This is a genomic window from Micromonospora sp. C81 (assembly GCF_018070425.1).
GTDB lineage: Bacteria > Actinomycetota > Actinomycetes > Mycobacteriales > Micromonosporaceae > Micromonospora > Micromonospora zamorensis.
The window spans coordinates 260,673-286,701 of record NZ_JAGPXS010000008.1 but is presented as its reverse complement, the minus strand read 5'-3'; the positions used below and the strand labels follow the sequence as shown (position 1 = coordinate 286,701).

The window sequence follows — 26,029 nt, the reverse complement described above, 5'->3', positions numbered from 1 at the left end:
GCCTAGCCTCGGTTGATGCGTGACGACGGCACCCTCGACGACCCGTATGCCCCGAGTACCCCCACTGCCGATACGGAGGATGGCACCTCAACCGAACGGACAACCACCGCGAGTCGGCTTCGGGCGTACGCCCGGGACCTGACCGGTCGACGCCGGGCGCAGGTGGCGCTGGCGACGGGCGTGGTGTGCTGCCTCGGCCTGGCCGCCGTCGCACAGGTCCGCGACGAGTCCGCCGACGCGGCGACGCGGGAGGGGGCGATCTCCAACTCCGAGTTGGCGCAGCGCGCCGAGCAGCAGAGTGCGTCCCGTGGCCTCGACCGGGTGGCTGCCCCGAGCACCTCCGCCGCTGTTCCGTCCACCGCGGCGACCCCCGCCGACCCGGACACCAGCGCGCCGGCCCGGAAGGCCGCCCCGGCTCGCCCGACCGACCCGGCGCCCGTCGCCGGGCTGGACGAGGACCAGATGGAGAACGCGGAGGCGATCGTCCGTGCCGGCCGCAAGATGGGGGTGCCCCGGCGTGGGCTGGTGATCGCGGTGGCCACCGCCATGCAGGAGAGCAACCTCTACAACGTGGCCAGCGGCGTGCTGCCCGAGTCGCAGGACTACCCGCACCAGGGCGTCGGCTGGGACCACGACTCGGTCGGGTTGTTCCAGCAGCGTTCGAGCAGCGGTTGGGGCCCGGTGGGTCGGCTGATGGACCCCGAGTTCGCCACCCGGCAGTTCCTCGCCGCGCTGGAACAGGTGCCCGGCTGGCAGCGGATGCGGCTCACCGACGCCGCTCAGGCGGTGCAGGTCTCCGCGTACCCCGAGCACTACCAGCAGCACGAGTGGCGGGCCACCCGGGTCGTCGACGCCATCGTGCCGACGGGGCGGTAACCTACCGCCCACTGTGGACGGTTAGGGTTGAGGCTGTCGCATCCTGGGTACATGTGTTGCGGGTTAGGGGTACACATGACAGCGGGACCATCGACAGGAGGACGCCATGTCACTGATGCAGCGAATCACCATGTTCCTGAGATCGCCGAAGGGGCAGCAGCTGGTGGAGCGAGGCCGTCGGGAGATGGCCAAGCCGGGCAACCAGCAGAAGCTCAAGGGGCTGGCGGCTCGGTTCTCCAACCGCCGCCGCTGACCGCTCCATCGGCCGCCCTGTCCGCCTTTCCCACCCCTCGGGAGACCCGGTGACCGACACCCCATCCGTCGGCGGCCAACCTGCCGCCCCTGCCCCCCAGCCGTCCGTCGGCCTGCCGACCGGGCCGGTGGACGCCCCCGAGGGTCCGCCGGCCCGTCTCTGGGACCGTATGCGCGACGATCCGCAGTACGCCCCGGAGCACCTGGCCCTTGAGGCGGTGCGCCGGCTCGGGCCGGAGGCCGCGCAGTGGGCCGTCCGGGCCCGAGCGGAACAGCCCGGCGTGTCGGCCGACGTCCTTGCCGACCAGGCGGCCCGCAAGTTCGTCAACCTGGCCCGGCTGTCCGGCGCCGTCTCCGGAGCGGCAGGGCTGCCCGGGGCCGTGATCGACGTGGGCGTCCTGGCCTGGACCCAGGCGCGGATGGTGCTGCACATTGCCGCCGCGTACGACGTCGACCCGCTGCACGGCGACCGGGCCACCGACCTGCTGGTGCTCCAGCGCGTGCACAAGGTCGCCGAGAGCGCCCGGCTGGCCCTCGGTGTGGCCGCCGGTCGGGAACGCGCCGACGCGCTCTTCGGCTCCGGCGGCCGGCGCCCGCTCGGCCGGGTCATGCTGCAACTCGGCGTCCGGCTGGCCCAGATGGCCGGCGTTCGGGCCGCCAAGCGGATGGTCGCCAAGATCATCCCAGGTGCGGCCATCGTCCTCGGCACCTGGGCCAACTCGTCCGCCACGAAGGACCTGGCGCAGCGATCCCGGGCCCTGTACCGCTCCCGCGGCGTCGCCGTCCCGGAGCCCCGCCGCCACTGACCGCGGGCCAGCCTGGTCAGCCGGCCAGCCTGGTCAGTTGGCCAGGCCGGACGAGCGCCAGGTGACCTCGGCGAGCCGGCCCTGGCCGGTGGCGTTGGGGTGGAACCAGTCCAGCGGGTTGAGCAGGTCCAGAGTGAATCGGACCTTGTGCACCGCTCCACCGTCGTGCCGGCAGCGGGAGCCGTACGCCCGGCAGGCCGCCACCAACTCGGCGTTGTACGCGTTGATCCGGTCCCGGACGGCGGCCCGGCGCGCCCGGTCGGCGGGCGCGGTCGAGGTCGCCTCGGCCAGCAGAGACGGGCAGATGCCCCGCCTCCACGCCCGTACGGCGCGGGCGTCGTCGTGCCCGACCTCCCAGAGCCGGTACAGGTCGGGGATGCTCACCACCAGCACCCGGGCCTTCGGTCGGCCGGTCCGCAGCACCCGTAGGCCCCGGTCGACGTCGGCCCGGAACTGCGCCACCGGGGTCATCGCATCCACCCCGCCCCGGCAGACGTCGTTGGCGCCGATCAGCACTGTGACGTAGTCGGCGCGGTCGCGTACCGCTGCCTGGGCCTGACCCTCCAGCGCGTCCGCGCGGGCGCCGGGACGGGCGTGGTTGTACGTCCGGTCGCGGATCGCCGAATTCTGTTCCAGCAGTCGCCGGTAGTGGCTCTCCACCCGCAGGCCGTCCCCCGTCGACCAGGAGTTGCGCTCGCATGAGGTGAGCACGAGGCAGGAGGCGAAGCCCGTGGTGATCGAGTCTCCGAGTGCGGCGATGCCGCCCGGGCCGCTCGACGGCGGTGCGCTCCTGGTGGGGCGTGGTGTCGCGGAGGTGCCGCCCTCGCAGGCCAGCGCCACCAGCGCCGCGAGACAGGCCAGGGCGGTGACCCCCCGTCGAGGCATGACGTCCCCTCCCACAGCACAGAGCGACAGCGCGGTAACTCTATGCGTAGGATGTGGTGTGCCGGGGAGGTGCTGTCGGGTATGCGGCAGAGCGCCGACGATGGTGCCAGCTGGGTGCTATAAGGCCCGCCAGGGCGCGGGCTGACCGTGCAGCCACCAGTGCAGCACCCGGGTGATCCGGGGCAGCACGAGATAGGTCATCAGCGGGGTCAGGCAGAGGGTCATCAGCAGCACCCGCGCCGCCAGCGGCACCGCGTCGAGGAAACGGCTGGTCAGCAGGGTGGCGCTGAGGCTCAACGGAAAGAACGCCAGCCAGATCGTCACCGCCTGCTTCCACCTCGGAGGCGTGGCCGGCCCGACCGGCCCGACCGGCCCGACCGGCTCGACCGGGTCCACCGAGTGCTCAAGCGGAGGGTCGAACCAGCCCTCGATCCCGGTACGCCGCTCGACCCGGGTGTGCTCGACGATGCCCTGCGCCGAACTGAGCCACCAGTGCCGCTGCGGCGACTCCTCCCACCGGTGCAGCGTCTCGGCGTCGGCGAAGCGGTAGAGCATGTGCCACTCCGGCGAACCGGGGCCGCTCTGCACCCAGCCGGCGCCGAGGAACCCGGGGAACGCCTCGGCCAGCGCGGTGCCGGCCCGCATCCACGCCACCATCTCGCTGGACCGTGCCGGGTCGACACGGCGGGCGATGGCGACGGTCACCGGCACGGCGAGGGTCAATGACATGCGTCCATCCTGCGGTCGGCAGGGGCCGCGACGCGAACGGATGTAATCGAGCACACCGGCGCGCTCCGGTGCCGCCCGCCCGTGCGGGCCATCGGCCGGAACCTGTCGGTGGTCGTTCGCGACCGACCGAGGTGTCCGAGGCCGGTTAACGCTGGCGATCGGGGGTAGGTCCCTGAGCATGACGAGATCGCAGCCCCGGCGTGCCCGTGGCACGGTCGGCCACGCGAACAGCGCGCTGAACCTCCGTCTCACCCTCGCCAGCTTCGGGCTGGTGATCATGGTGCTCTTCGCGGTGCTGGCATTCTGGGCCGGCATCGCCTGGCTGGGCGTCGTCTGTGCGATCTTCGCTGTGGTCGCCGTGGTCGACCTGGTCGTGATCCAGCGCCGCCGCGCCGCCCGCCGCCGCGAGGAGCCGGGCGTACGACACTCGTTGTTCGAGTGACAGGAGGACGAGATGCCCCACATCGCCACCACCAACCCCGCCACCGGCCAGGTGCTCAAGACCTATGAGGCGATGTCTACCGAGCAACTCGACGGTGCCATCGAGCGCGCCGACCTCGCGTACCAGCAGTTGCGGGAGACGACCGTCGACCAGCGCGCCCAGTGGATGAACGCCGCCGCCGACCTGCTCGACGCCGAGCGCGACGAGATCGCCCGGATCATGACCACGGAGATGGGCAAGACCTACGTGTCGGCGCAGGCCGAGGTGACGAAGTGCGCCACGGCCGCCCGCTTCTACGCCGACAAGGCCCCGGCGTTCCTCGCCGACGAGCCGGCCGACGCCGACGCCGTGAAGGCGACCCGGGCGTTCATCCGCTACCAGCCGATCGGTGTGGTGCTCGCGGTGATGCCGTGGAACTTCCCGCTCTGGCAGGTGATGCGCTTCGCCGCGCCGGCGCTGATGGCCGGCAACACCGGCCTGCTCAAGCACGCCTCGAACGTGCCGCAGACCGCGCTGCTGCTGGAGGACGTGTTTCGGCGGGCCGGCTTCCCCGAGGGGGCCTTCACCACCGTGTTGGTCGGCTCGGAGGCCGTCGAGAGGATCCTCAGCGACCCCCGGGTGCGCGCCGCCACGCTCACCGGCAGCGAGCCGGCCGGCCGGTCCATCGCCCAGATCGCCGGACGGGAGCTGAAGAAGACCGTCCTCGAACTCGGCGGCAGCGACCCGTTCGTCGTGATGCCCTCGGCCGACGTGGACCGGGCCGCCGAGGTGGCCACCACGGCCCGCTGCCAGAACAACGGCCAGTCCTGCATCGCCGCGAAGCGGTTCATCGTGCACACCGACGTGTTCGACGCCTTCGCGGAGAAGTTCGCCGCGAACATGGCCGCGCTGCGGGTCGGCGACCCGATGGACCCGGACACAGATGTGGGGCCGCTGGCCAGCGAGCGGGGCCGTGACGAGGTGCACGCCCAGGTCCAGGACGCCGTGGACAACGGCGCGACAGTGCTCTGCGGTGGCGAGCTGCCAAGCGGCGACGGCTGGTTCTACCCGCCGACAGTGGTCACCGACCTCACCCCGCAGATGCGGATGTGGTCCGAGGAGGTCTTCGGCCCGGTCGCCGGCCTGTTCCGGGTCTCGTCGTACGAGGAGGCGATCGAGGTCGCCAACGGCACCAGCTTCGGGCTCGGCTCGAACGCCTGGACGCGGGATCCGGCCGAGCAGGAGCGTTTCGCCACGGACCTGGACGCGGGCAACGTCTTCATCAACGGCATGACGACGTCCTACCCGGAGTTGCCGTTCGGTGGTGTGAAGAACTCCGGGTACGGGCGGGAGCTGTCGGCGCTGGGCATGCGGGAGTTCTGCAACACCAAGACGGTCTGGGTGGGTGAGGGCGCCGCCTCGGCCGGCGCCGGGGCGCACGCCGAGTAGTTCGGGGCGCGGCACGCGTCAGCCGGTGCCGTCGTGGGTAGGAAGTGTGCCCATGACGTCGTTCGGTTTTCACGCCTCGCATGAGCAGATCGGTCCACGCGCCCTGTTGGAGGCGGTGATGCACGCCGAGCGGGCAGGCTTCGACGCGGCCATGTGCTCCGACCACTTCTCGCCGTGGAGCGCGCGGCAGGGCGAGTCCGGCTTCGCCTGGTCCTGGCTGGGCTCCGCGTTGCAGGCCACCGGCATGCCGTTCGGTGTTGTCAACGCGCCCGGCCAGCGGTACCACCCGGCGATCATCGCGCAGGCGATCGGCACGCTCGGCGCGATGTACCCGGGCCGGTTCTGGGCGGCGCTGGGCACCGGCGAGGCCAGCAACGAGCACATCACCGGCGACCCGTGGCCGCGCAAGGACGTACGCGCCGCCCGGCTGCGCGAGTGCGTGGACGTGATCCGCGCGCTGTTGGCTGGCGAGGAGGTCAGCCACGACGGCCTGGTCCGGGTGGACCGGGCCCGACTGTGGACCCGCCCGGAGCAGCCGCCCGCGTTGGTCGGCGCCGCCGTCAGCGTGGCCACCGCCCGCTGGTGCGCCGAGTGGGCGGACGGGCTGATCACCGTGAACGCGCCGAAGGCACACCTGCGCGAGATGATCGACGCGTACCGGGACGCCGGTGGGCGCGGGCCACTGCACCTGCAGGTGCACGTCTCCTGGGCGTCTGAGCAGGCGCAGGCCGAGGCCATCGCCCACGACCAGTGGCGCAGCAACGTCTTCGCCCCGCCGGTCTGCTGGGACCTGGAGACCGTCGAGCACTTCGACGTGGTCTCCGCGGACGTGCCGGCGCAGCGGGTCGCCGAGGTGGTCAACGTGTCCGCGGACCTGGGTCGGCATGTCGGCTGGTTGGAAGAGTACGTCGAACTCGGCTTCGACCAGATCGCCCTGCACCACGTCGGGCAGGAGCAGCGCGGCTTCATCGACGCGTTCGGCGCGGAGGTGCTGCCGAAGTTGCGCCCGGCTGGCTGATCGAGGGCTCAACCGACGGACCCCTAGGCTCGTACCCCATGGAAAGCCTGTTTCCGGTCGTCGTCTTCCTGGCGATCGCCACCCTGGGTGCCGCGCTGGCCCGCCGGCTCGGCCTGCTCGCGCCGATCGTGCTGGTCGTGCTCGGTCTGGCGCTCTCGTTCGTACCGGGCTTCCCGCAGGTGGAACTCGACCCCGAGCTGGTGCTGATCGGCATCCTGCCGCCGCTGCTCTACGTGGCCGCACTGGAGACCTCGGTGCCGGCGTTCAAGAACAACATCCGGCCGATCCTGCTGCTCGCGGTCGGCCTGGTGTTGTTCACGGCCTTCGTGGTCGGGTTGGTGCTGCACCTGCTGCTGCCGCAGTTGCCGTTCGCGATCTGCCTTGCCCTGGGCGCGGTGGTCGCCCCGCCGGACGCCGTGGCCGCCACGGCAGTGGCCCGGCGGGTGGGCCTGCCCCGCCGGGTCGTCACCATCCTGGAGGGGGAGAGCCTGGTCAACGACGCCACCGCGCTGGTGCTGCTGCGGGTCGCGACGATGGCCACCATCGGATCTGCGGTCGGCACGGCCGAGGTCGCCGTCGAGGTGCTGCGGGCCACCGGCGGCGGGATCCTGATCGGGGCGCTCGGCGCGTTTGTCTTCGGTTTCCTGCACCGGCGGATCACCGACCCTCTGCTGGACAACGCGCTGTCGTTGATCATCCCGTTCGCGGTGGTGTTCACCACCGAGCACCTGCACGCCTCCGGTGTGGTCGCGGTGGTCGTCACCGGTCTGGTGCTCGGGCACAAGCTGCCGCAGTTGCTGTCGGCGGCATCCCGGTTGCAGATCGGCGCGTTCTGGCGGCTGGTCCGGTTCCTGCTGGAGGGCCTGGTCTTCCTGCTGGTGGGGCTCCAGCTGCGGGAGGTGCTGCACGACCTCGACGAACCGGTCGGCTCGCTCGTCATCACCACATTCGCGGTGCTCGCCGCCGTCTTCCTGACCCGGTTCATCTGGCTCTTCCCGGCCACCTACCTGGCCCGGTTGGTGCCCCGCGTCCGCCGACGCGACCCCAGGCCGTCGCCGAAGTTGCCGATCATCATCGGCTGGGCCGGGATGCGCGGCGTGGTGACCCTGGCCGCCGCGCTCGCGCTGCCGCTGACCCTGGCCGACGGCGAGCCGTACCCCCGGGCGTTGCTCATCTGGCTGGCCTTCGCGGTGATCGTTTTCACGCTGGTCGGCCAGGGCGCCACGCTGCCGCTGGTCGCCCGTCGGTTGAAGCTGCCGCAGGACGACCCGGTGCAGGACGCGCTGTCCGCGGCCGGTGTGCAGCAGCAGGCCAGCCGGGCTGCCCAGGAGCGTCTCGACGAGCTGGCTGACAGCGCACCTGACGCGGTGGTGGACCGGCTGCGCCGAGCGGTGGAGGACCGCACCAACATGGCCTGGGAACGGCTCGGTGGCACCGAGCGGGAGACCCCGTCGCAGGCGTACGGTCGGTTGCGACAAGAGATGATCGACGCCGAGCGGGATGTGTTCCGGGCTGCCCGGGACTCCGGTCGGATCCCTGAGGAGGTGCTGGTGCAGGCCTATCGTGACCTGGACCTGGAGGAGTCGTTGCTGAGGGAGGCCGGGAAGTGAGCTGTCAGCACCTGACCGAGGCGGGTGCAGCCGAGGCGCGCACCCCCGACGAGTGCGAGGACTGCGTCGCCATCGGCGAGACCTACTGGGTGCACCTGCGCACCTGCCTGAGCTGTGGGCAGGTCGGCTGCTGCGACTCGTCGCCGAACCAGCACGCGAGCAAGCACTTCGCGTCCACCGGCCACCCGGTGATCAGATCGGCGCAGCCGGGCGAGGCCTGGCGATGGTGCTTCGTCGACGAGGAGATCGGCTGACGGTCAGACCGGGTGCGGTGACCAGTCAGCGCGATCGGTGCGGTCAGCGCGGTCGGCCAGGGCGCGGCGGGTGAGCGGCGGCACGGCGAGGCCGGTGAGCGCGAGCAACCCCGCCAGCGCCAGCCAGCCGACCGGGCCGCCGTCGATGATCAACCAGGTCAGCAGGGCCGGGCCGGCAGCGCGGACCAGCCCGGCGAGCAGTCCGTCGACCCCCTGGTAGGCGCCGAGGGCGTCCGGGACGGCGAGGTCGTAGGCCAGCGCCGCCCCGGCCCCGGCGTGCCACAGGTCGCCCATGGTGTAGATCACCGTCGCCGCCAGCAGCAGGCCGATCGCCACCGCGGTGGGCACGACGGCGGTCGCGGCCCAGAGCAGCATCCCGGCCGCGAGCACCAACCCGGCCCTGCGCATCGTCGTCGCCGCCGGCGCCGCATGCCGAGCGCTCCCGCTGAGCCGTACGGCGAGCAGCACGGTGAGCAGCGTGTTGACCAGCAGGAGGGCGGCAACCGTCACCGGAGGCGCATCGGTGTGCGCGACCACCCACAGCGGCAGCACCAGCGTCAACGCCACGTGGTGCACGGAGAGCACCGCCGAGGCGCCGGCGACCGCGAGGAACGGTTTGTCGCGCAACGCCCGGCCGGCTCTCTGCCGCAGTGGTCGCCGGGCCGGCGGGTACGCCGGGAGCCGCATGATCAGCGCCGCCGAGACGAGATAGGTGGCGACGTTGCCGAGCACCAGCAGTCGGTACGCCCACCCGGTGTCTGCCGCCAGCGCGAACGCGGCCAGCCCCGCACCGAGCGCCACGCCCAGGTTGGCCACCGCGCGCAGGGTGGCGAAGGCGTGCACCCGGCCCTCGGGGCCGCCCACGGCCGCGACCAGCGCGGCGCGGACGGCGAGGTTGCCGGAGATCAGCAGAGCGTCCAGTGTGGCCACCAGCAGAAAGACCGGGAAAGAGCCGACCAGCAGGTACGCGGCGGCGACAACCGCCTGCGCCAGTTGCAGGACGGCGCGGAGGCTCCGGGGGTCACGTCGGTCGGCGAGCCCGCCGAGCGGCACGCTGGCAGTGAGCCCGACCAGGCCGGCGAGAGTGAGCCCGAGCCCCACCTCGGTCGGGGTCAGCCCCACGGCGCGGGTGAGGAAGAGCGCCGCACCCGTCACCCACAGCCCCGTGCCGACCGTGTTGGCGAGGGTGGCCAGCGACAGGGTGCGCAGCCGACCGGGCGGCGGCAGCGGCGACAGCGACCGCCAATGGCCGCGAACCTCCGCCGTGGTGCCCATCCACCGACCCTAGAGCCGCCACCTGCTCATCGATGCCCCGCACAGTGCGGTGCCCGTCACAGCCCCTCCGGGTCGCCTGCCGGCTCTCGATCTACTCGCGCTGCGCGTCTGCTCGCGCTGCGCGTCTGCTCGTGCTGCGCGTCTGCTCGTGCTGCGCGTCTGCTCGTGCTGCGCGTCTGCTCGTGCTGCGCGTCTGCTCGTGCTGCGCAGGCTTGCCGGCGGCGTCGGCCCTTTCGGCGGGCAGGCTTGTTCGGCGGCGCAGGCTTGTTCGCCGGGTTCGGATCAGTGATGGGTCACGTTCGCCGGTGGTACTGGTTGCGGCGGGGGAGCCGGTCGGGATCGAGCCAGGCCGGCGGGACGAATTCGGGCCGACCGTCGCCGCCGAGCCGGACGGTCCACTCGCCACGGTGGACGTGTCGGTGATGGTGGGCGCAGAGCAGCACGGCGTTGGCCAGGCTCGTGCTGCCGCCGTCGGCCCAGTGGTGGATGTGGTGGGCGTCGCACCAGCGGGGCGGGCGGTCGCAGCCCGGGAAGGCGCAGCCGCGGTCGCGCAGGACCAGGGCGCGTCGCAGGGGGCCGGTGACGAGCCGACGCTGCCTGCCCACGTCGAGCGTCTGACCGGCGCCGCCGAGGACAGCGGGCAGGATCGCCGCGTCGCAGGCGAGCCGGCGAACCGTCTCCGGGGTGAGCCGAAGATCGGTGTCGAGAGTGCCGGCGTCGAGCTGCCGGGCCAACGTCTCGAAGCTTGTGGTGACGACGAGCTGGGCGGGGTCGCCGCCGTGCTCGGGCAACTCGCCGGTGCGCAGGGCAAGCCGGCAGAGGTCGGCGAGCGCGTCGTGCCGGCGTTGCCCGGGACAACGCGGATCGTCCGGACCGGACGGTGCGGTCAGGGGGTCGATCGCGGCGCGCAGCAGGCCGGCCGCCTCAGCGTCCAGGCTGCCGGACAGCCGCAGCCGGCCGTCCGACAGCTCGGACAGCGTGACATGGCGATCCCGGCTGGCTCGGCGGGCCTCGGCCTCCAGCGCCGCCCGGGCGGCGGCTTCGGCGACCTCCGGGGCGACGTGATCGAGGATGCGGGTGCCCAGCTTGCGCAGCAGGGTCGGCTCGAACTGCCCGGCCCACTCGACCAGGACGCCGACCGCCTTCCCGGCCGCCTCGGCGCCGGCGGCCGTGTGCACCGTGCTGACCGTGTCGCCGATGACCCGGGCCTGCTCGACGCTGATATCCCCGCTGGCCAGAGCAGCGCGCACGCCTGGCGCTCCGGCGTCCAACGCGCCGGCGAGATCGACCAGCCGGCGAGCGGCGGAGACGCTGAGCCGCAGCCGGTCCCGAAGCCACACCACCGTCGAGGATGCGCCCTGCGTGGTCCCGGTGCCTCGACCGTCCAGCTCCCGCACGAGGGCCAGCTTGACCGCAGCCAGGCGTTGCTCGAGTCGGTGCGCGGCGTCGAGTGCCGCGACGAGGTCGTGCTCCGGAAGAGCCCACGCCGGCGCGTCGAGGCAGTCGGCGACCGCCGTCTCCGCATGCGTCAACTCCTCCAACATGGAACGACAATAGAACAGGTGTACGACAACTCTCTGGAGCGCGCGGTTCGGCACGGGCCGGGCGCACGGAGCGGTCCTCATGCCGGCGGCATACGGCTCACTCGGGGCCGCGTCCGATCCATCGGCTTTGCTGCTGCGCCCGGTGAATCGTTTGCGTCATCAGCTCGACAGCGCCAGCCGGGGGCACGCTCGCCCCGAACGCTCCTGCGGAGCGGCACACCGACGCCTGCCCTCGATCACATGGTGGTCAGTAGCGGAAGTCGCGGTGTTCCAGCTGCTCACCATCAAGTGATCATGGAGTCCTGGTGGCCGGTCGTGCCGCTGCCTATGATCCACCGACAACGAAAGCGACGGGGGATGCACGTGATCAATGCGATTTTCTTCGATGTCGGCGGGACGATTCTCGACGAGTCCCACGAGTTCGCCGCCTGGGCCGACTGGCTCGGCGTTCCACGGCACACGTTCTCGGCGGTCTTCGGTGCGGTGATCGCCCGGGGCCTGGACTATCAGGAGACGTTCCGGGCCTTCCGGCCGGACTTCGATCTCGCGGTCGAGTTGGAGCGCCGCGCGGCCGCCGGTCAGCCGGAGTCGTTCGGCGAAGAGGACCTCTACCCGGACGCACGACCGTGCCTGACCTCGTTGCGGGAGCAGGGTCTGGTGGTGGGCCTGGCCGGCAACCAGCCAGCGCACGCCGAGTCGACCCTTCGGGCGCTCGACCTACCTGTCGACCTGATCGGCACGTCGCACGGTTGGGGGGTGGCGAAGCCGTCACCGGCCTTCTTCGAGCGGGTCGTTCGTGAGGGCGGCGGTGACGCGTCGTCGATTCTGTACGTCGGCGACCGACCCGACAACGACGCCCGCCCGGCTCAGGAGGCCGGGATGAAGACGTGCCTGATCCGGCGCTCACCGTGGGGGCACATCCTCGACATGCCGGCCGTGTCCGAACGGTGCCTGTTCCGGATCGACTCGCTGGACGAACTCTCCACTCTGGTCGCGAAGCACAACGCGGCCGGCGGTTGACCCGCCGGCCGCGTGATCATGCGAGCGTGGTGGCCGCCCGGGGAGGGCGGCCACCAGCAGTGGGTCAGGAGAGGCTGCAGGCTCCGCCGTTGACCGTGATCAGGCCGGGAGCGGGGTTGGCGCCGCCGGCCGTCGTCGCGTTGAAGCCGAACGTCACAGTGCCGCCGGGTGCGATCTTGGCGTTGTGCGACTCGTTGCGCGCGGTCACCGTCGAGCCGGCCTGGGTGACCTTCGCCAGCCACGCCTCGCGGACCCGCTGGTCGCCGGTGAACGCGAACCGCACGCTCCAGCCGTTGACGGCCGTGGCACCGGTGTTGCGGATGGTCAGCTGGGCGGTGAACCCGGTGCCGCCCTGCCAGGCACCGTAGTTGGTGTAGTTCACCGAGCAGGTGGTGGCCGGCACCGCGCCCGCGTCACCCTGGTCGGCCAGGAACGAGGAGATCCAGGCCAGCGCCGAGTTCCAGTTGATCGCCACCTCGTTCGTCGAGTACGAGTTGATGTCGTCGACGTAGCAGAACATCGGCTTGCAGCCGGCGAGCAGTTGCGCCACGAACGGGTCCTGCAGGGCGGCGTTCGGGCCACCGGCGAGGGAGCCGGCGGGCGGTCGGGGCAGGTTCGGGTCGAGCTGGTGGCCGAAGATCCGGCTGTGCTGGTTCTGCGCGGCGTGCTCGCCCCACCCGGTGACGTAGGAGATGTTCAGGGCGTTGCGACCGAGGATGTAGTCCATGGCCTGAACGGCACCGTCCCGGTAGACGGGGTTGCGGGTCAGGTCGAACGCGGTGGCCAGCACCACGGCGTTGTTGATGACGTTGCTGTTGCCGCCCCAGAAGTAGCTGTTGGCGTCACCGGGCATCGGCAGCCCGTACGCCTGTCGGCGCAGCTCCGCGAGGTAGCTGTCGGCGGCGGCGGTGACCGAGGCGCGGACGCGGGTCAGGTCGGCGGCGGGCAGCCCGTTCGGCACTGTGGCCAGGTCGAGGCGGCCCAGCGCGGCAACGCTCTGCCAGCCGAAGCCGCGCGGGTCGAACACGTCACCGGTGTGGTGCGGCGACGCGGTCAGGTCGGTCAGGTAGGTCTGCGCCCCGGTGGTGAGGTACAGCTCGGCCGCCGCCCAGTAGAACTCGTCGGTCACGTTCGTGTCGTCGTACGCGCCGCCGCCGGTGCCGTCGGTCGGGCTCGCGTACACCGCGGGGTGGGCCTTGGCCGCGGCGTAGGCCGTCTTCGCGGCAGTGCCGCAGCGGCTGGCGAACGCCGCGTCGTAGGGGGCGAAGAGCCGCGCGCACTGCGCGGCGGTGGCGGCCAGGTTGAGGGTGGCCGCGGTCGACGGCGGGTGCAGCTCGCGCGGCTGCGGGTCGTCGTGCGGGGCGAGCGGCAGTCCGGTCCAGTTCTGGTCGTGGATCTTGTGGTGGACCATGCCGGCGAGCGGCTTGCCGGCCGGCACCTGCATGCGCAGCAGGAACTCCAGCTCCCAGCGGGCCTCGTCGAGGATGTCCGGCACGGCGTTGCCGCGCTCGGGGACGCGCAGGGTGCTGTCACCCAGCGCGGCGCCGCCGGCCGCGGTGGCCGCCGTCCTGGTCCGCTCGAACGTGTTGAGCAGTTGGTAGGTGGCGATGCCGCCGTTGACCACGTACTTGCCGTGGTCGCCCGCGTCGTACCAGCCGCCGCGCACGTCCAGGGAGTAGTCGCAGACGCCCGGCTGGCAGGGCACGTTGGTGTCGCCCTGGTTGGGTGCCACGCCGAGGTGGCCGGCGGGGCGGGCGTACTCGTCGCCGATCAGGTCGCCGTCGATGGCGATGCCGCTGCGCTGGGCGTAGAAGAACTGCAGCGAGTCGGAGCGCAGCTGGTCGTAGAGGGTCCCGGAGATGTCGAACGGGTGGCTGGTCTCGCCGTCGACGGTGAGCGTGAGCCCGGTGCCGGGGGTGCGGTAGCTGGAGAAGTCGACGGTCTGCACGTTCTGCCCGGAGGCGGCGTCGACGCCACGGACGGTGGTGCTGCCGCTGGCCACGACGGCGCCGGCGGCCGAGCGAAGCTGCCAGGGCAGCGCCTCGGTGGCCTCGGTGACGACGGTGGCGTTCTTCGGGCCGCCCGGCAGGTAGCCGACCTGGTTGATCCGCACCCGTGGCCCGGTGTCCGGCTCGTACGGCTCGGGCGGCTCACCGCCGCGCAGCGAGACGTCGTCCAGGCAGATGGTCTGCGTCTCGGGAGAGCCGCCGACCTGGAAGATCAGTTGTGCGTTCGGGTTGTCGTCCGGGACGGTGAAGGTCTGCTCGACCCGCTGGGCGGTGCCGGTCGCGCTGGCGTCCACGGCCGCGTACGTGGTGTAGGGGGCACTGCCGAGTTGCAGCACGGCCTTGACCGCGGCGCCCGGGGTGGCGGAGACGGCGAAGCCGAGGGTGTATTCGGCGCCCGCGATCAGCGGCACCCCGTCCTGGCCGATGCCGGCGTCCCAGGGGTTGGCCAGCCCACCCGCGACGGTGGTGCAGAGCCGGCCGTCGGTGACCGCGAGAGGGCCGGTGCCGAACGAGAACCAGGGGCTCACTCCGGCGTTGAAGTCGCCGTTGTCGATCTGCTCGGGGGCGTCCGGTGGTGGGTCGGCGTGGGCCGCGCCGGCGCCCGCGCCGGTGAGGGCCAGGGTGGTCGCCGCGGCCAGCAGGAGGCGGCGTCGGGATGGCGTCACGGGGAGTCCTTCCGGGACGGAAAGTGGGACATTGGTGGTGGCACGGTGGGGCGGAAATGACCTGGGAGCGCTCCCAGGTGTCGGCTCGATGTTTCCAGTGCCGGTACGCCATGTCAATTGATCTGGTTGGATGGGTTTCAGCATCCGACGAGGGCGGTCAGCGCGACCCGCGTCCCCCGACGCGCCGCCATCCGGACGTGAGATTGGCCGCGCCACGCGCCGTCGTCCTGATCTCCTAGAGACAACTGCGCCCTTCGCCTGGCAGGCTGCCTCCCATGACCCTGAAGCTGCGTTCCGTGGGAACGAGCGACCGTGGGCTGATCCGCAGCGGGAACCAGGACGCCCTGCACGCCGGCACCTGGCTCGTCGCCGTCGCCGACGGCATGGGCGGGATGGCCGCCGGTGACCTGGCCAGCGCCCTCACCATCGACGCGGTCGCCCCGCTGGATGTGGAGACTCCCGAGGACGCGCTGGTGGCCGCGCTGGAGGGTGGCATCGCGCTGGCCACCTCCCGGATCCGGCAGGCGGTCGCCGAGGACTCCGAGCGGCAGGGCATGGGCACTACGCTGACCGCCCTGCTCTTCGCCCGTACCGGCAGCTGCCTGGCCCTCGCGCACGTCGGCGACTCCCGGGCCTACCTGTTTCGCGAGGGCGTGCTCAAGCAGGTCACCCGGGACGACACGTTCGTCCAGATGCTGGTGGACCAGGGCGTGATCACCGCGGACCAGGCCAGCAGCCACCCGCGGCGGGCGGTGGTCACCCAGGCGTTGCAGGGCGACGAGATCTCCCCGTCGTACGCGACGATGGTGCCCCGGGCCGGCGACCGCTGGTTGCTGTGCAGCGACGGTCTGTCCAACGTCGTCCGTCCGGACACCCTCACCGAGGTGCTCACCGGTTACCCGGAGCGGTCGGAGTGCGTCGGCAAGCTGATCGATCTGGCACTGCACGCCGGTGCACCGGACAACGTCACCGTCGTGGTGGCCGACGTCGTGGAGGAATAGGCCGGCGCTCAGCGCCGCCGTGGTGTGGCGCGGCGGGTGGGCGTCGCCGTTCCCGGATCCTCCGGCCACGGGTGCCGGGGATAGCGCCCGCGCAACTCGGAACGGACCTGCGGATAGCCGGTGCGCCAGAACGACGGCAGGTCGGCGGTCACCGCCACCGGCCGGCCGGCGGGGGAGAGCAGGTGCAGCAGCACCGGCACCCGCCCGTCGCCGACGCGTGGCGCCACCGACCAGCCGAACGTCTCCTGGAGTTTCACCGCGAGCACGGGCGCGGTCGGGTCGGTGTAGTCCACCCGGATCCGCGAACCGCTCGGCACCTCGATCCGCTCCGGGGCCAGCTCGTCCAACCGGGCGGCCTGCGCCCAGGGCAGCAGCCGGCGCAGCGCCGACGTCACGTCCGCCCGCGCCAGGTCGGCGCGGCGCCGGGCGGCGGCCAGCTCCGGTCCCAGCCAGGTGGGTGCGGCGTCGAGCAGCGCCTCGTCGCTGACGTCCGGCCACGGGACGCCAAGATGGTGTCGGAGGAACGCGAGCCGCTCCCGCAGCGCCCGGGCCGCCGGGGTCCAGGGCAGCATCCCCAGACCCTCCTGACGCAGGCCGGTCAGCAACGCCGCGGCCACCTCCGCGCGGTCCGGTCGGTCCAGCCGCCGCTGCACCAGCTCGATCGCGCCGAGCCGGGTCACCTCCCGGGCCACCACGTCGCCGTCGGACCAGCCGACCTCCCGACTCGTGCGCAGCAGCGGGCCGGCTGCCTCCCGGGCCGTCGCCTCGTCCACCGGCGAGGCCCGGCGGATCCGCGCCGACGGCGCGCCGGGGGTGCGGTCCGCGACGGCCACCGCCAGCCAGTCGGCACCGGCCAGCCCCGAGCCGGCCGCCAGCTCCGCGGCGGTCCCGCCGGTCATCAGGTACGCCGAACCGCCCGGTCGCCGCACCCGGGCCAACCGTTCCGGGTACGCCAGACCGACGAGCAGCCCGGCGGCGAGATCGTCGCTCAGCCCACCCGAGCCGCCCCGGCCCACGGAGTCGGTGCGGCCGGCGGGCAGGGCGGCGCGTAGCCGTCGTACCTCGGTGCGCCATCGGGCTGTCGCGCCCGCGTCGACACCAGTTCGCAGTCGACGCCAACCGGCGACCAGGTCGTCACCGGGGCCCGCCGCGCTCTCCTCGGCGAGCAAAGCGACCACCTCGGCCGCCCGGTCGGCGCCGACCCGCCCGGCGCCGTCGAGCAGCGCCCGGGCCAGCCGGGGGTGTGCACCCGCGGCGGCGATCGCCCGCCCCCGCGCGGTGATCCGGCCGTCGACGTCGACCGCGCCCAGGGTGTGCAGCGTGTCCCGGGCCACCGTCATCGCGGCGGCCGGTGGGGCGTCGGGCAGCGCGAGCCCGACGCCGTCGGGCCGACCCCAGGCGGCCAGCTCCAATGCGAAGCCGGTCAGGTCGGCGGTGGCGATCTCCGGCTCGGCCCGGGCGGGCAGCCGCTCGTGGGTCGCCGCCGACCAGCACCGGTAGACGTACCCGGGGGCCTCCCGGCCGGCCCGGCCCGCCCGCTGGGTGGCGGCGGCTCGGGAGACCGGCACGGTGACCAGAGCGCCCAACCCGCGGGCCAGGTCGATGCGCGGCACCCGGGACAGCCCCGCGTCCACCACGACCCGTACGCCCGGGACGGTCAGGCTGGTCTCGGCCAGCGCGGTGGCCAGCACGACCCGGCGTCGGTCCGCGGGACGCAGGGCGGCGTCCTGCTCGGCGCCGCGTTGGCGGCCGTGCAACGGAAGCAGCGCCACGGTGTCGCGCAGGTCGGCCAAGCGGCCGGTGACCCCCGCTATCTCGCCGGCCCCGGGCAGGAAGACCAGGACATCGCCGTCGCGCTCGGACAGCGCCCGCCGGACGGTGGCGGCCACGTGGTCGAGCAGGGCCCGGTCCACCGGCCCGGCCCCGGACGGGGCGATCGGGCGCGCCGGCGGCGCCCAGATCCGCTGCACCGGGTACAGCGCCGAATCGGCCCGTACCACCGGGGCGGGGGCGGACCCGCCGAGCAGCGCGGCGAACCGGTCGGTGTCCGGGGTGGCGGACATCGCCAGCAGCCACAGGTCCGGCCGGAGGGTGGCCCGTGCCTCGACGGTGAAGGCCAGTGCGAGGTCGGCGTCGAGTTGTCGTTCGTGGCACTCGTCGAGCAGCACGGCGCCCGTACCGGGCAGTTCCGGGTCGTGGTGCAGCCGCCGGACCAGCAGGCCGGTGGTGACCACCTCGATCCGGGTGGCCGGGCCCACCTTGCGCTCACCGCGGACCGCGTAGCCGACACGCTCGCCCACCCGCTCGCCGAGCAGCTCGGCCATGCGCCGGGCGGCGGCGCGGGCCGCCACCCGACGGGGTTGGGCGATCACCACCCGGCCGGTCACCCGGTCGGCCACGGCCAGCGGCGCCAGGGTGGTCTTGCCGGTGCCCGGCGGGGCCACCAGCACGCCGGCGCCGGCCGCGTCGAGCGCCGCGACCATCGCCGGCAGCACCGGGCGTACCGGCAGGTCCAGGGTTACGTCGGAGAGCACGGCCCAGTCTCGCACCGGCCTGGGTGCCTCAACGCCGACGGACCTCGCCGACGCCCCCCACGAAGGCCCGCCAGGCCGACGGCCCGAAGGCGAGCACCGGGCCGGACCGGTCCTTGCTGTCGCGTACGGCGACCTGACCGTCGGCTGTCGCGACCTCCACGCAGTTGCCGTTGCCACTGCTGCGCGTGCTGGTGCGCCAGTCCGCTCGGGTCAGGTCGTGCGCGGTCATCCGGGATACCTCTCGTCTGCGTCGGCGTGCCGCAGAAGCGGTCACGCAAAGTTACGAGAAGCATGCTCAAGACGGGTCAGTGACGCCGTCGGATCGAGCGCCATCCGGCACAGCTCCTCGTGCAGAAGGCTATACCCGAGCACATGATCGCCATCCTCCAGAGCCAGTCCCATCGTGAGGTTATCCAGGTAAACCACCGAGGCGTCGGCGGCATCGGCGAAGTTGAGGATCACGTACGGGGTGCTCATCGCGGGATGGCCGCCAGCCGCGAATGGAAGTACCTGGATTGTCACGTTGGGTAACTGCGCGATCCGCGTCATGTGGACCAGTTGTTCGGCCATCACCGTTGCGCCGCCGACCGGGCGCAGCAGCACCGCCTCGTTGAGCACCACCGAGAGATGGACCGGATCCTCGTGACGCAGCACCTCCTGTCGACGTAGCCGGGCGGCGATCTTGCGCTCCAGGCCGTCCTCGCCGGCGGTGCGCCGGAAGATCTCCCGTGCGTACGCCTCGGTCTGCAGCAGCCCGGGCACCGACTCGGCCTCGTACGTGCGCAGCGTCGCCGCCTCGGCCTCCAGCCCGACGTAGAACTCGAACCACTCGGGCAGCACGTCGCTGTAGTTCTGCCACCAGCCGCGTTGCTGCGCGCCTCGGGCGATCTCGATCAGTGCCTCAGCGTCGGAGCCGGTCACCTGGTAGAGCGCGAGTGCCGCCCGGACGTCGCGCGGTTTGATGCCGATCTGGGCGGTCTCGATGCGGGAGAGATTGCTCTTCGACATGTCGAGCTGACGGGCCGCCACATCGAGGGTCATACCCGCGCGTTCCCGGAGCTGGCGAAGCTCCCTGGCGATGCGTCGGCGGCGCACGGTCGGGCTGGTGGCGGATCGGGTGGTGGGAACGGCGGTCACCGTCCGAGTCTGACAGAACAAGATCCGCAGGTCGCGCCTGCACGGAGTGCAACTTTCAAATCTGGGAGTTGCGTTGCAGTAGCAGTCGGTGCATCCTTTCCCGGTCGCGATCACTGTGGACACACCTGTGCGGGGAGGACCGTTGCTCAGCGCCGACGAGTTCTTCCTGATCGCACACAACGACAGTCGTGGCAAGGCCAAGCTGCACCCGGCGGCGACCGGGCTCGGGCTGGCCGCCGGGCTGCTCGGCGAGCTGCTCCTCTATGGACACATCACCGTCTCCGACGGCCGGGTCACCGTCATCGACCGCCGTCCGCCGGCTGACGCGCTGGCGCACACCGTGCTCGACCAGCTGATCGGCGAGTCCCAGCACCAGGAGCTGCGCATCTGGCTCAGCTTCCTGGCCCAGAGCGCGACCACCTCGGTGGGGGAGCGGCTGGCCCGCGCCGGCGTGCTGCGCCGCCAGGAGAGCCGTCGGCTGCTGCGTACCTCGGTCAGCTACCTGCCGATCGACCTCAACGCGGTGGCCTGGCCGGCCACCCGGCTGCGGGCCCTGCTGGAACGGCCGGACCCGCCAAGCGTGCCGGATGCTCTGCTGCTCGGCCTGGTCGTGGCGACGGGGCTGACCCGCGAGGTGCTGTGGAGCGCCGGCCCGCGCGCCCACCACCGCCTGAACGTCCTCATCCCCGCGCTGCCGGCACCCCTCAAGGAGCTCGTCGGGCACACCGAGGCCGCCGTCGGCGCCGCCGTGCTGCGCGGCCTCCCCTGATCCCCCCGGTAACCCCCTACCCCTCCCTCGACAACCGGAGTAGTCGTATGCGACCGACATCGACAGTCGACCGACCCAGCAACGTCTCCGAATCTCTGGCCCGAGGCCGCCTCGGCATCCCCTCGGTGATCTTCTTCGTGCTCTCCGCCGCCGCGCCGTTGACCGTGGTGGCCGGCGTCGTCACCACCGGCTACGGCGTCATCGGCGTGACCGGCATCCCGCTGGCCTTCCTGCTGGTCGCCGCGGTGCTCGCGCTGTTCTCGGTGGGCTACGTGGCGATGTCCCGTCGGGTGGAGAACGCCGGCGCCTTCTACGCCTACGTCTCCCGAGGTCTGGGCCGACCGGCCGGTGTGGCTGCGGCCTGGGTAGCGCTGACCGCGTACAACGCGCTCCAGGTCGGGCTGTACGGCACCATCGGCGTGGCGGCCGAGCCGGTGCTCGACCGGATCTTCGGCGGGCATCCGCACTGGTCGATCGTCGCCCTGGTGGCGTGGGCACTGGTCGGCGTACTCGGCCTGCTGCGGGTGGACATCAACGGCCGAGTGCTGGCGGCGCTGCTGGTCGCCGAGATCGTGGTCGTCCTGATCTTCGACCTGGGCCAGCTCGGCAACCCGGCCGGCGGCGAGGTCAGCTTCGCCGGGTTCGCGCCCGACAACCTCTTCGTGCCCGGGGTCGGCGCGGTGCTGGTGCTGGCCGTCCTCGGGTTCGTCGGCTTCGAGTCCGCCGTGGTGTTCAGCGAGGAGAGCAAGGACCCGAAGCGGACGGTGCCGCTGGCCACGTACCTCTCGGTGGTGATCGTCGCCGCGCTGTACGCGCTCTCCTCCTGGACCATGGCGGTCGCCGTCGGACCGGATCAGATCGTCAGCGAGGCCGGCGAGCAGAGCGTCGGGCTGATCTTCAACCTGGCCGCCGCGCACCTCGGTGACACCGCGGTCACCATCGGCCAGGTGCTCTTCCTGACCTCGGTGCTGGCCGCGATGATCTCCTTCCACAACACCACGGCCCGCTACGCGTTCGCACTCGGTCGGGAGCGGGTGCTGCCTGCGGTGTTCGGACGGACCTCGCCGCGCAGCGGCGCGCCACAGGCCGCCTCGGTGGCGCAGAGCGTGTTCGGCCTGCTGGTCATCCTGCTGTACGCGGTCAACGGCTGGGATCCGGTTGTCAAGCTGTTCTTCTGGGTTGGCACCACCGGCGGCTTCGGCGTGCTGCTGCTGATCGCCACCACCTCGGTGGCGGTGATCGCCTACTTCGCCCGTTCCGGCGGCGACGAGACGCTGTGGCGGCGGGTCATCGCACCCGTCCTGGCCACCCTCGCGCTCTTCGTGATCATCTGGCTGGCCGTGTCGAACTTCGCCAACCTGCTCGGCGTCGCGCCGGACTCCCCCCTGCGCTGGCTAGCGCCCGCCGTGTTCCCGGTGGTGGCCCTCCTGGGCATCAACTGGGCGCTGGTGCTGCGCCGTCGCCGTCCGGACACGTACGCCCGGATCGGCCTCGGAGCGGCGAGCGCTGCCGCTGCGGTCAAGCCAGAGGCACCGGCCAGCGTGGAGGTGAACCGATGAGCATCGTCATCGAGCAACTCGGACCCGACGAGACCAGCCTGGTGGCCGGCCGGATCGCCGAGGCGTTCACCGTCCTGGAGGTGACGCGCTGGCTGGTGCCCGACCCGAGCAAGCGGGAGGCCGTGCTGGCCGGGGACTTCGAGATCCTGGTCGGGCACGCCATGCGGCACGGCTTAGTCCACGCCACCGAGGACCGGGCCGCCGTCGCGGTGTGGTTCCCGTCGGTCGGCGAGCCGGCTCCGCCGCCGGTGGACTACGACGCCCGGCTGGCTGCTGCCTGCGGCGAGTGGACCGACCGGTTCCAGCATCTCGACGAGCTGTTCGCCGCGCACCACCCGCATCCGGAGCACCACCACCTGGCCTTCCTGGCGACCCAGCCGGGCCGGCAGGGTCAGGGGCTGGGCACCGCGTTGATGCGGCACCACCACGCCTGGCTGGACGCCAACGCGATGCCGGCGTACCTGGAGGCGAGCAGCCCGCGCAGCCGGGACCTGTACGCGAAGAACGGTTACCTGGCCGGGGAGCCGTTCCGGGTGCCCGACGGCACGCCGTTCTGGCCGATGTGGCGGGAGCCGGTCAGCCGCTGACCGGACCGGTCCGCGCTGTCACGCTCCCGTGACAATGCGGACACGACAGGAGGGCCGGGTCCAATGGACCCGGCCCTCCTGTCGTGGACTGATCAGTACGTGCCGTCGAGCTGACCGCGCAGCTTGGTCAGCGCCCGGGTCAGCAGTCGCGAGACGTGCATCTGCGAGACGCCGATCTGGTCGGCGATCTGCGACTGGGTCAGGTTGCCGTAGAAGCGCAGCGTGAGGATCTTCTGCTCGCGCTCGTCGAGGGTGGCCAGTGCCGGGCCGAGGGCGACCCGCAGCTCGGCCAGCTCGAACTCGCTGTCCTCGCCGCCGAGCATGTCGCCCAGCTCGGTCGCGCGCTCGCCGTCGCCGGTCGGGGTGGACAGCGACACCGCGTTGTACGCGCGGGCGCCCTCCAGGCCCTCCAGCACCTCTTCCTCGGTGAGCTTGAGGTGGGCGGCGATGTCGGCGACCGTCGGCGAGCGGCCGAGGGTCTGCAGCAGCGAGCTGTTGGCGTCGGAGATGGCCAGACGCAGCTCCTGGAGCCGGCGGGGCACGCGGATGTCCCAGGTGCGGTCCCGGAAGTGCCGCTTGAGCTCGCCGATGATGGTGGGGATCGCGTAGCCGGCGAAGTCGACGCCGCGGGAGGGGTCGAACTTGTCGATGGCCTTGATCAGGCCGACCGCGGCGGTCTGGGCCAGGTCGTCGGTCGGCTCGCCACGCCCGCTGTAGCGGTGGGCCAGGTGGTTGGCCAGCGGCAGCCAGGCCTCGATCGCGCGGTCCCGCAGGGCGGCACGCGACGGGTGGTTGGCGGGCAGCGCGGCCATGGCGTTGAGCAGGTCGGCGGCACTGTCGGTGAGGGCGCGCGGGTCAAGCTTGGTGCTCGCCTTGGCAGCGGTGGTCGGCTGCTCGGTGATCGTTGAAGCGGTCATGGGTGGTCCTCCCTGCACCTCGTCCGCGGACAAAAAGGTGTGACGCTTTGGTTTAGCTTCCTATCGGCCGTTCGGGACCCACCTTAACCTGATCGTCTCGCGGAAATCTAGCCGAAAGGCTGATGTACTTAAGGTGTGTCGAACCACAAAAGGGGCGAACGCGGCGGAAGTTGAGAGGACTGTGAGGGTCCTTACCCATTTTCCGGCCATGCCTTGCCGCCCGGTTATCCCTCGGTTTCGATCGAACGGCCCTCGGCCCGCGCCGAGCGGTCAACATGAAATCCGACAATGGGGCAGCAGTGTCGACTATCCGTCCTTGTCCCGCCGGTGGGACCGGCCGTAGCGTCGGTGTACACACCCGGTTCGGAGGCACCGTGCTCGATCCAGCCGCTCCCCAGCTCGTCGTGAACAGTCGCACGCTCTACTTCAGCTGGCTGCCGGCGGATCCGGACGCGGTCGCCGCACTGGTCCCGCCCGGCCTCTGCCCCCGCCCCGACCGCCAGGTGTTCCTCAACCAGTACATCGTCGAGGACGAGACGCAGACCTCCGGCTTCGGCGCGTACACGCTGACCTACCTCGGCGTCTCACTGCTGGGCGTCGACGCCCCCGACGGCCTGAGCCCGGGCGGCTGGTGGACGCAGTACGTGGCCTCCAGTCGCCTGGTCCGTGAGTACGCTGCCGCCCGCGGTGCCCCGGTGCTCGCCGGCCGCACCCGGATCGAGGTGAGCGGTGAGGAGCTGCTCTCCGAGACGACGATCGACCGGACGCCGTTGATCCGGGCACGGTGCCGGGTGGGGGAGACCGGCCACGCGATCAGCAGTGGGCACCACCGCTACTTCACCCGTCGGGACGGCCAGCTCCTCAGCTCGGTCTACCCGTTCATCGCCGAGCCGGTCGCCCCGTTCGAGATCGAGTCGGTGGAGTTCCTCCAGCCGGGGCACCCGACGTACGCGCTCCGCCCGGACAACCCACTGACCATCGGCTTCGGCTACTACTCGCCGCGCTCCTCGTTCGCCTATCCCGGTGGGCTGAGCGTGCACCCGACCGTCGCCACGGCGCCGGAGCCGGCCCGAGCGGTTCACCACGTGCCGGCCAGCCTCGCCCGCAGTGGCCTGCCGTCCGGGTCGTAGACCAGCCGGTACACCGGCAACGCCCAGGCCCGGGTGAACCAGGGCAACCGCTCGGGGCGGTGCGGGCGCAGCCGTCCGGGCGGTCGCTCGCCCACCTGGCCGTCGTCGTACCACCGCTGGAGTGCGTCGGCGGCGGCCGTGACAGCCGCGACCGCGTCGGCCGGGTCGAGCAGGTCGGTGTCGTCCGCGCCGGCCGGGTCACGGTCCAGGTGCTCGCGCCAGAGCCGCAGCCGCAGGTCCCGGGCATAGGTCCGCGCACCGTCGCCCTGGCCGGCCGGGTCGGTGGGCTCCCGCTGGTCGCGGGTGTCGTCGAGCACCGCGCAGGACAGCTCGCTGTCGTGCGTCCAGGACCGGCGGTTGAAGTTGTCGCTGCCCACGCTGGCCCAGACGTCATCGATGACGCACACCTTCGCGTGCACGTAGACCGGGTCGCCGGCGTGGTTCTCGACGTCGAACACGTGCACCCGGTCCGGTGCGGCCCGTTCGCACAGCGACAGCGCCTGCTCCCGCCCGACCATGTTCGGTGGCAGCGCCAGCCTGCCGTCCACGTCCGGGTGGCGGGGCACCACGGCGACCAGGTGCAGCTCCGGGTTGTCCCGCAGGGCGTGCGCGAACAGATCCGCGACCTCGGCGGACCAGAGGTACTGGTCCTCCAGGTAGATGAGCCGGCGGGCGCGGCGTACCGCCTTGGTGTAACCCCGGGCCACGGTCCGTTCGCCGTCGGGCGCGAACGAGTAACGCGGGCGGACGGCGGGGTAGGTGCGCAGCACCTGGATCTGGTGCGGACCGCACGGCGGCGGGTCGGCCGGTTGCTCGGGCAGCGGGTCAGGGCGGAGGTCGGCACCGCGCAGCCGATCCCGCAGGTAGGCCATCGGGTTCTCCGAGTCCAGTGGCATCGGATCGGTCCAGCGTTCCCGGAACAGGGTGTCCAGAGCGCCCACCACCGGACCCCGCACCGCGAGCTGCACGTCGTGCCAGGGCGGGTTGGGCCCGTAGCGGGGGGACATCTGCACCGGCTGCGGGTCGCCATGATGATCGGCGTCGTCGCGGCGGCTGTGGCACAGGTCGATGCCGCCAGCGAACGCGATGTCCCGTTCCGGTGCGCCCTGGTGTCGCAGCACCACGAGCTTCTGGTGGTGCGACCCGCCGCGCCGGACCCGCTGGTCGAGCAGCACCTCGCCGCCGGCTGCCGAGATCGTCTCGCTGAGGTCGCGGTTCTCCGCCTCGCTGTAGGCCAGCACGTCGAGGTGTGAGCGCCAGATCAGCCCCTTGACCACCACACCGCGTTGGGCGGCCTGGGCGAAGAGCTGGGCCACGGTCGGGCCGTCCGGGCGCAGCCGCTGGTCCGGGTCGCCCCGCCAGTCGGTGAAGAACAGGTGGTCGCCGGGGCCGAGAGCCTCCACCTCATCGACCAGCCGGTCGAAGTAAGCGGCGCCGTGAATCAACGGCTCGGCGAGGTTTCCCCTGGTCCAGACGGGTAACCCAGACACCGGGTTGGCGCGTTCCTCAGCGGTGAGGAACCAGTCCTGCAACGGCAACGTCCAGCCCCCCTGGAGGTCGGCAACGTCCTCACGGTAGGACC

At 72.2% G+C, this 26,029-nt stretch carries 24 protein-coding genes; 14 read left to right on the top strand and 10 right to left on the bottom strand.

Features of this window, described 5'->3' with window-relative positions; translation table 11 throughout:
- The first annotated feature begins 15 nt into the window (after positions 1 to 15).
- From KBX46_RS16475 to KBX46_RS16465, 3 genes are all read left to right on the top strand, one after another.
- The gene (locus tag KBX46_RS16475; RefSeq protein WP_088947281.1) at positions 16 to 876 is read left to right on the top strand and encodes a peptidase M23; all 861 of its coding nucleotides are present in this window, start codon (positions 16 to 18) and stop codon (positions 874 to 876) included.
- A gap of 106 nt (positions 877 to 982) precedes the next feature.
- Entirely contained in the window at positions 983 to 1,129 is a 147-nt protein-coding gene (locus tag KBX46_RS16470; protein ID WP_172861992.1) for a hypothetical protein, read from the top strand.
- A gap of 49 nt (positions 1,130 to 1,178) precedes the next feature.
- Positions 1,179 to 1,934, top strand: a complete 756-nt coding sequence (locus KBX46_RS16465) for an EcsC family protein (RefSeq protein WP_210793135.1) — start codon at positions 1,179 to 1,181, stop codon at positions 1,932 to 1,934.
- A gap of 33 nt (positions 1,935 to 1,967) precedes the next feature.
- Here KBX46_RS16465 and KBX46_RS16460 read toward each other — a convergent pair whose 3' ends face one another.
- Both KBX46_RS16460 and KBX46_RS16455 read right to left on the bottom strand, forming a co-directional pair.
- A complete protein-coding gene (locus KBX46_RS16460; protein ID WP_210793134.1) occupies positions 1,968 to 2,819 on the bottom strand; it encodes a GDSL-type esterase/lipase family protein in 852 nt (283 codons plus the stop codon).
- Positions 2,820 to 2,936: 117 nt separating this feature from the next.
- Positions 2,937 to 3,548, bottom strand: a complete 612-nt coding sequence (locus KBX46_RS16455; protein ID WP_210793133.1) for an antibiotic biosynthesis monooxygenase — start codon at positions 3,546 to 3,548, stop codon at positions 2,937 to 2,939.
- Positions 3,549 to 3,726: 178 nt separating this feature from the next.
- Here KBX46_RS16455 and KBX46_RS16450 point away from each other — a divergent pair, with 178 nt between their 5' ends.
- Genes KBX46_RS16450 through KBX46_RS16430 form a run of 5 tightly spaced genes read left to right on the top strand, consistent with a single transcriptional unit; the run spans position 3,727 to position 8,300 of the window.
- Positions 3,727 to 3,990: a DUF6343 family protein gene (locus tag KBX46_RS16450; RefSeq protein WP_088947285.1), complete on the top strand. Its 264-nt coding sequence runs from the start codon at positions 3,727 to 3,729 to the stop codon at positions 3,988 to 3,990.
- Positions 3,991 to 4,002: 12 nt separating this feature from the next.
- Positions 4,003 to 5,418 (top strand): NADP-dependent succinic semialdehyde dehydrogenase, encoded by a 1,416-nt coding sequence (locus KBX46_RS16445; RefSeq protein ID WP_210793132.1) that lies wholly within the window; start codon positions 4,003 to 4,005, stop codon positions 5,416 to 5,418.
- A 52-nt stretch (positions 5,419 to 5,470) separates the two neighbouring features.
- Entirely contained in the window at positions 5,471 to 6,436 is a 966-nt protein-coding gene (locus KBX46_RS16440; protein WP_099852050.1) for a TIGR03885 family FMN-dependent LLM class oxidoreductase, read from the top strand.
- 38 nt (positions 6,437 to 6,474) lie between these two features.
- Complete coding sequence (locus KBX46_RS16435) at positions 6,475 to 8,046, top strand: Na+/H+ antiporter (protein WP_210793131.1); 1,572 nt, start codon at positions 6,475 to 6,477, stop codon at positions 8,044 to 8,046.
- Positions 8,043 to 8,300, top strand: coding sequence for a UBP-type zinc finger domain-containing protein (locus KBX46_RS16430; protein ID WP_088947289.1), 258 nt, complete (start codon positions 8,043 to 8,045; stop codon positions 8,298 to 8,300). The genes KBX46_RS16435 and KBX46_RS16430 overlap by 4 nt, the downstream gene beginning before the upstream one ends.
- A 3-nt stretch (positions 8,301 to 8,303) precedes the next feature.
- Here KBX46_RS16430 and KBX46_RS16425 read toward each other — a convergent pair whose 3' ends face one another.
- Both KBX46_RS16425 and KBX46_RS16420 read right to left on the bottom strand, forming a co-directional pair.
- Positions 8,304 to 9,575: an MFS transporter gene (locus KBX46_RS16425; RefSeq protein ID WP_210793130.1), complete on the bottom strand. Its 1,272-nt coding sequence runs from the start codon at positions 9,573 to 9,575 to the stop codon at positions 8,304 to 8,306.
- A gap of 293 nt (positions 9,576 to 9,868) precedes the next feature.
- On the bottom strand, positions 9,869 to 11,119 hold the full coding sequence (locus KBX46_RS16420; RefSeq protein ID WP_210793129.1) for an HNH endonuclease signature motif containing protein: 1,251 nt from the start codon (positions 11,117 to 11,119) through the stop codon (positions 9,869 to 9,871).
- Positions 11,120 to 11,482: 363 nt separating this feature from the next.
- Between KBX46_RS16420 and KBX46_RS16415 the strand changes: the two genes are divergently transcribed.
- On the top strand, positions 11,483 to 12,139 hold the full coding sequence (locus KBX46_RS16415) for an HAD family hydrolase (protein ID WP_145791459.1): 657 nt from the start codon (positions 11,483 to 11,485) through the stop codon (positions 12,137 to 12,139).
- A gap of 64 nt (positions 12,140 to 12,203) precedes the next feature.
- Here KBX46_RS16415 and KBX46_RS16410 read toward each other — a convergent pair whose 3' ends face one another.
- Complete coding sequence (locus tag KBX46_RS16410; RefSeq protein ID WP_210793128.1) at positions 12,204 to 14,813, bottom strand: glycoside hydrolase family 9 protein; 2,610 nt, start codon at positions 14,811 to 14,813, stop codon at positions 12,204 to 12,206.
- Positions 14,814 to 15,088: 275 nt separating this feature from the next.
- Here KBX46_RS16410 and KBX46_RS16405 point away from each other — a divergent pair, with 275 nt between their 5' ends.
- Entirely contained in the window at positions 15,089 to 15,814 is a 726-nt protein-coding gene (locus KBX46_RS16405; protein ID WP_141908726.1) for a PP2C family serine/threonine-protein phosphatase, read from the top strand.
- A gap of 8 nt (positions 15,815 to 15,822) precedes the next feature.
- Here KBX46_RS16405 and hrpB read toward each other — a convergent pair whose 3' ends face one another.
- From hrpB to KBX46_RS16390, 3 genes are read right to left on the bottom strand one after another with little or no spacing between them, the layout of a single operon-like run.
- Positions 15,823 to 18,348, bottom strand: a complete 2,526-nt coding sequence (gene hrpB / locus KBX46_RS16400) for an ATP-dependent helicase HrpB (protein ID WP_210793152.1) — start codon at positions 18,346 to 18,348, stop codon at positions 15,823 to 15,825.
- A 28-nt stretch (positions 18,349 to 18,376) separates the two neighbouring features.
- Positions 18,377 to 18,577, bottom strand: coding sequence for a DUF397 domain-containing protein (locus KBX46_RS16395; RefSeq protein WP_088947295.1), 201 nt, complete (start codon positions 18,575 to 18,577; stop codon positions 18,377 to 18,379).
- 41 nt (positions 18,578 to 18,618) lie between these two features.
- Positions 18,619 to 19,443, bottom strand: a complete 825-nt coding sequence (locus tag KBX46_RS16390) for a helix-turn-helix transcriptional regulator (protein WP_308159546.1) — start codon at positions 19,441 to 19,443, stop codon at positions 18,619 to 18,621.
- 184 nt (positions 19,444 to 19,627) lie between these two features.
- Here KBX46_RS16390 and KBX46_RS16385 point away from each other — a divergent pair, with 184 nt between their 5' ends.
- The 3 genes from KBX46_RS16385 to KBX46_RS16375 are packed head-to-tail and all read left to right on the top strand — an operon-like array spanning position 19,628 to position 22,400.
- The gene (locus KBX46_RS16385) at positions 19,628 to 20,254 is read left to right on the top strand and encodes a GPP34 family phosphoprotein (protein WP_141908727.1); all 627 of its coding nucleotides are present in this window, start codon (positions 19,628 to 19,630) and stop codon (positions 20,252 to 20,254) included.
- A gap of 47 nt (positions 20,255 to 20,301) precedes the next feature.
- Entirely contained in the window at positions 20,302 to 21,813 is a 1,512-nt protein-coding gene (locus KBX46_RS16380) for an APC family permease (RefSeq protein WP_210793126.1), read from the top strand.
- Positions 21,810 to 22,400, top strand: a complete 591-nt coding sequence (locus KBX46_RS16375) for a GNAT family N-acetyltransferase (RefSeq protein ID WP_210793125.1) — start codon at positions 21,810 to 21,812, stop codon at positions 22,398 to 22,400. Before KBX46_RS16380 ends, KBX46_RS16375 begins: the two co-directional genes overlap by 4 nt.
- Positions 22,401 to 22,492: 92 nt before the next feature.
- Here the strand turns inward: KBX46_RS16375 and KBX46_RS16370 are convergent, their stop codons facing one another.
- On the bottom strand, positions 22,493 to 23,317 hold the full coding sequence (locus tag KBX46_RS16370; protein WP_210793124.1) for a SigB/SigF/SigG family RNA polymerase sigma factor: 825 nt from the start codon (positions 23,315 to 23,317) through the stop codon (positions 22,493 to 22,495).
- A 374-nt stretch (positions 23,318 to 23,691) separates the two neighbouring features.
- On the opposite strand from KBX46_RS16370, the gene KBX46_RS16365 reads away from it, so the two are divergent.
- Complete coding sequence (locus KBX46_RS16365; RefSeq protein ID WP_210793123.1) at positions 23,692 to 24,447, top strand: hypothetical protein; 756 nt, start codon at positions 23,692 to 23,694, stop codon at positions 24,445 to 24,447.
- Here the strand turns inward: KBX46_RS16365 and KBX46_RS16360 are convergent.
- A complete protein-coding gene (locus KBX46_RS16360; protein ID WP_210793122.1) occupies positions 24,396 to 25,985 on the bottom strand; it encodes a phospholipase D-like domain-containing protein in 1,590 nt (529 codons plus the stop codon). The two genes, KBX46_RS16365 and KBX46_RS16360, sit on opposite strands and share 52 nt — an antisense overlap.
- Positions 25,986 to 26,029 lie beyond the last annotated feature (44 nt).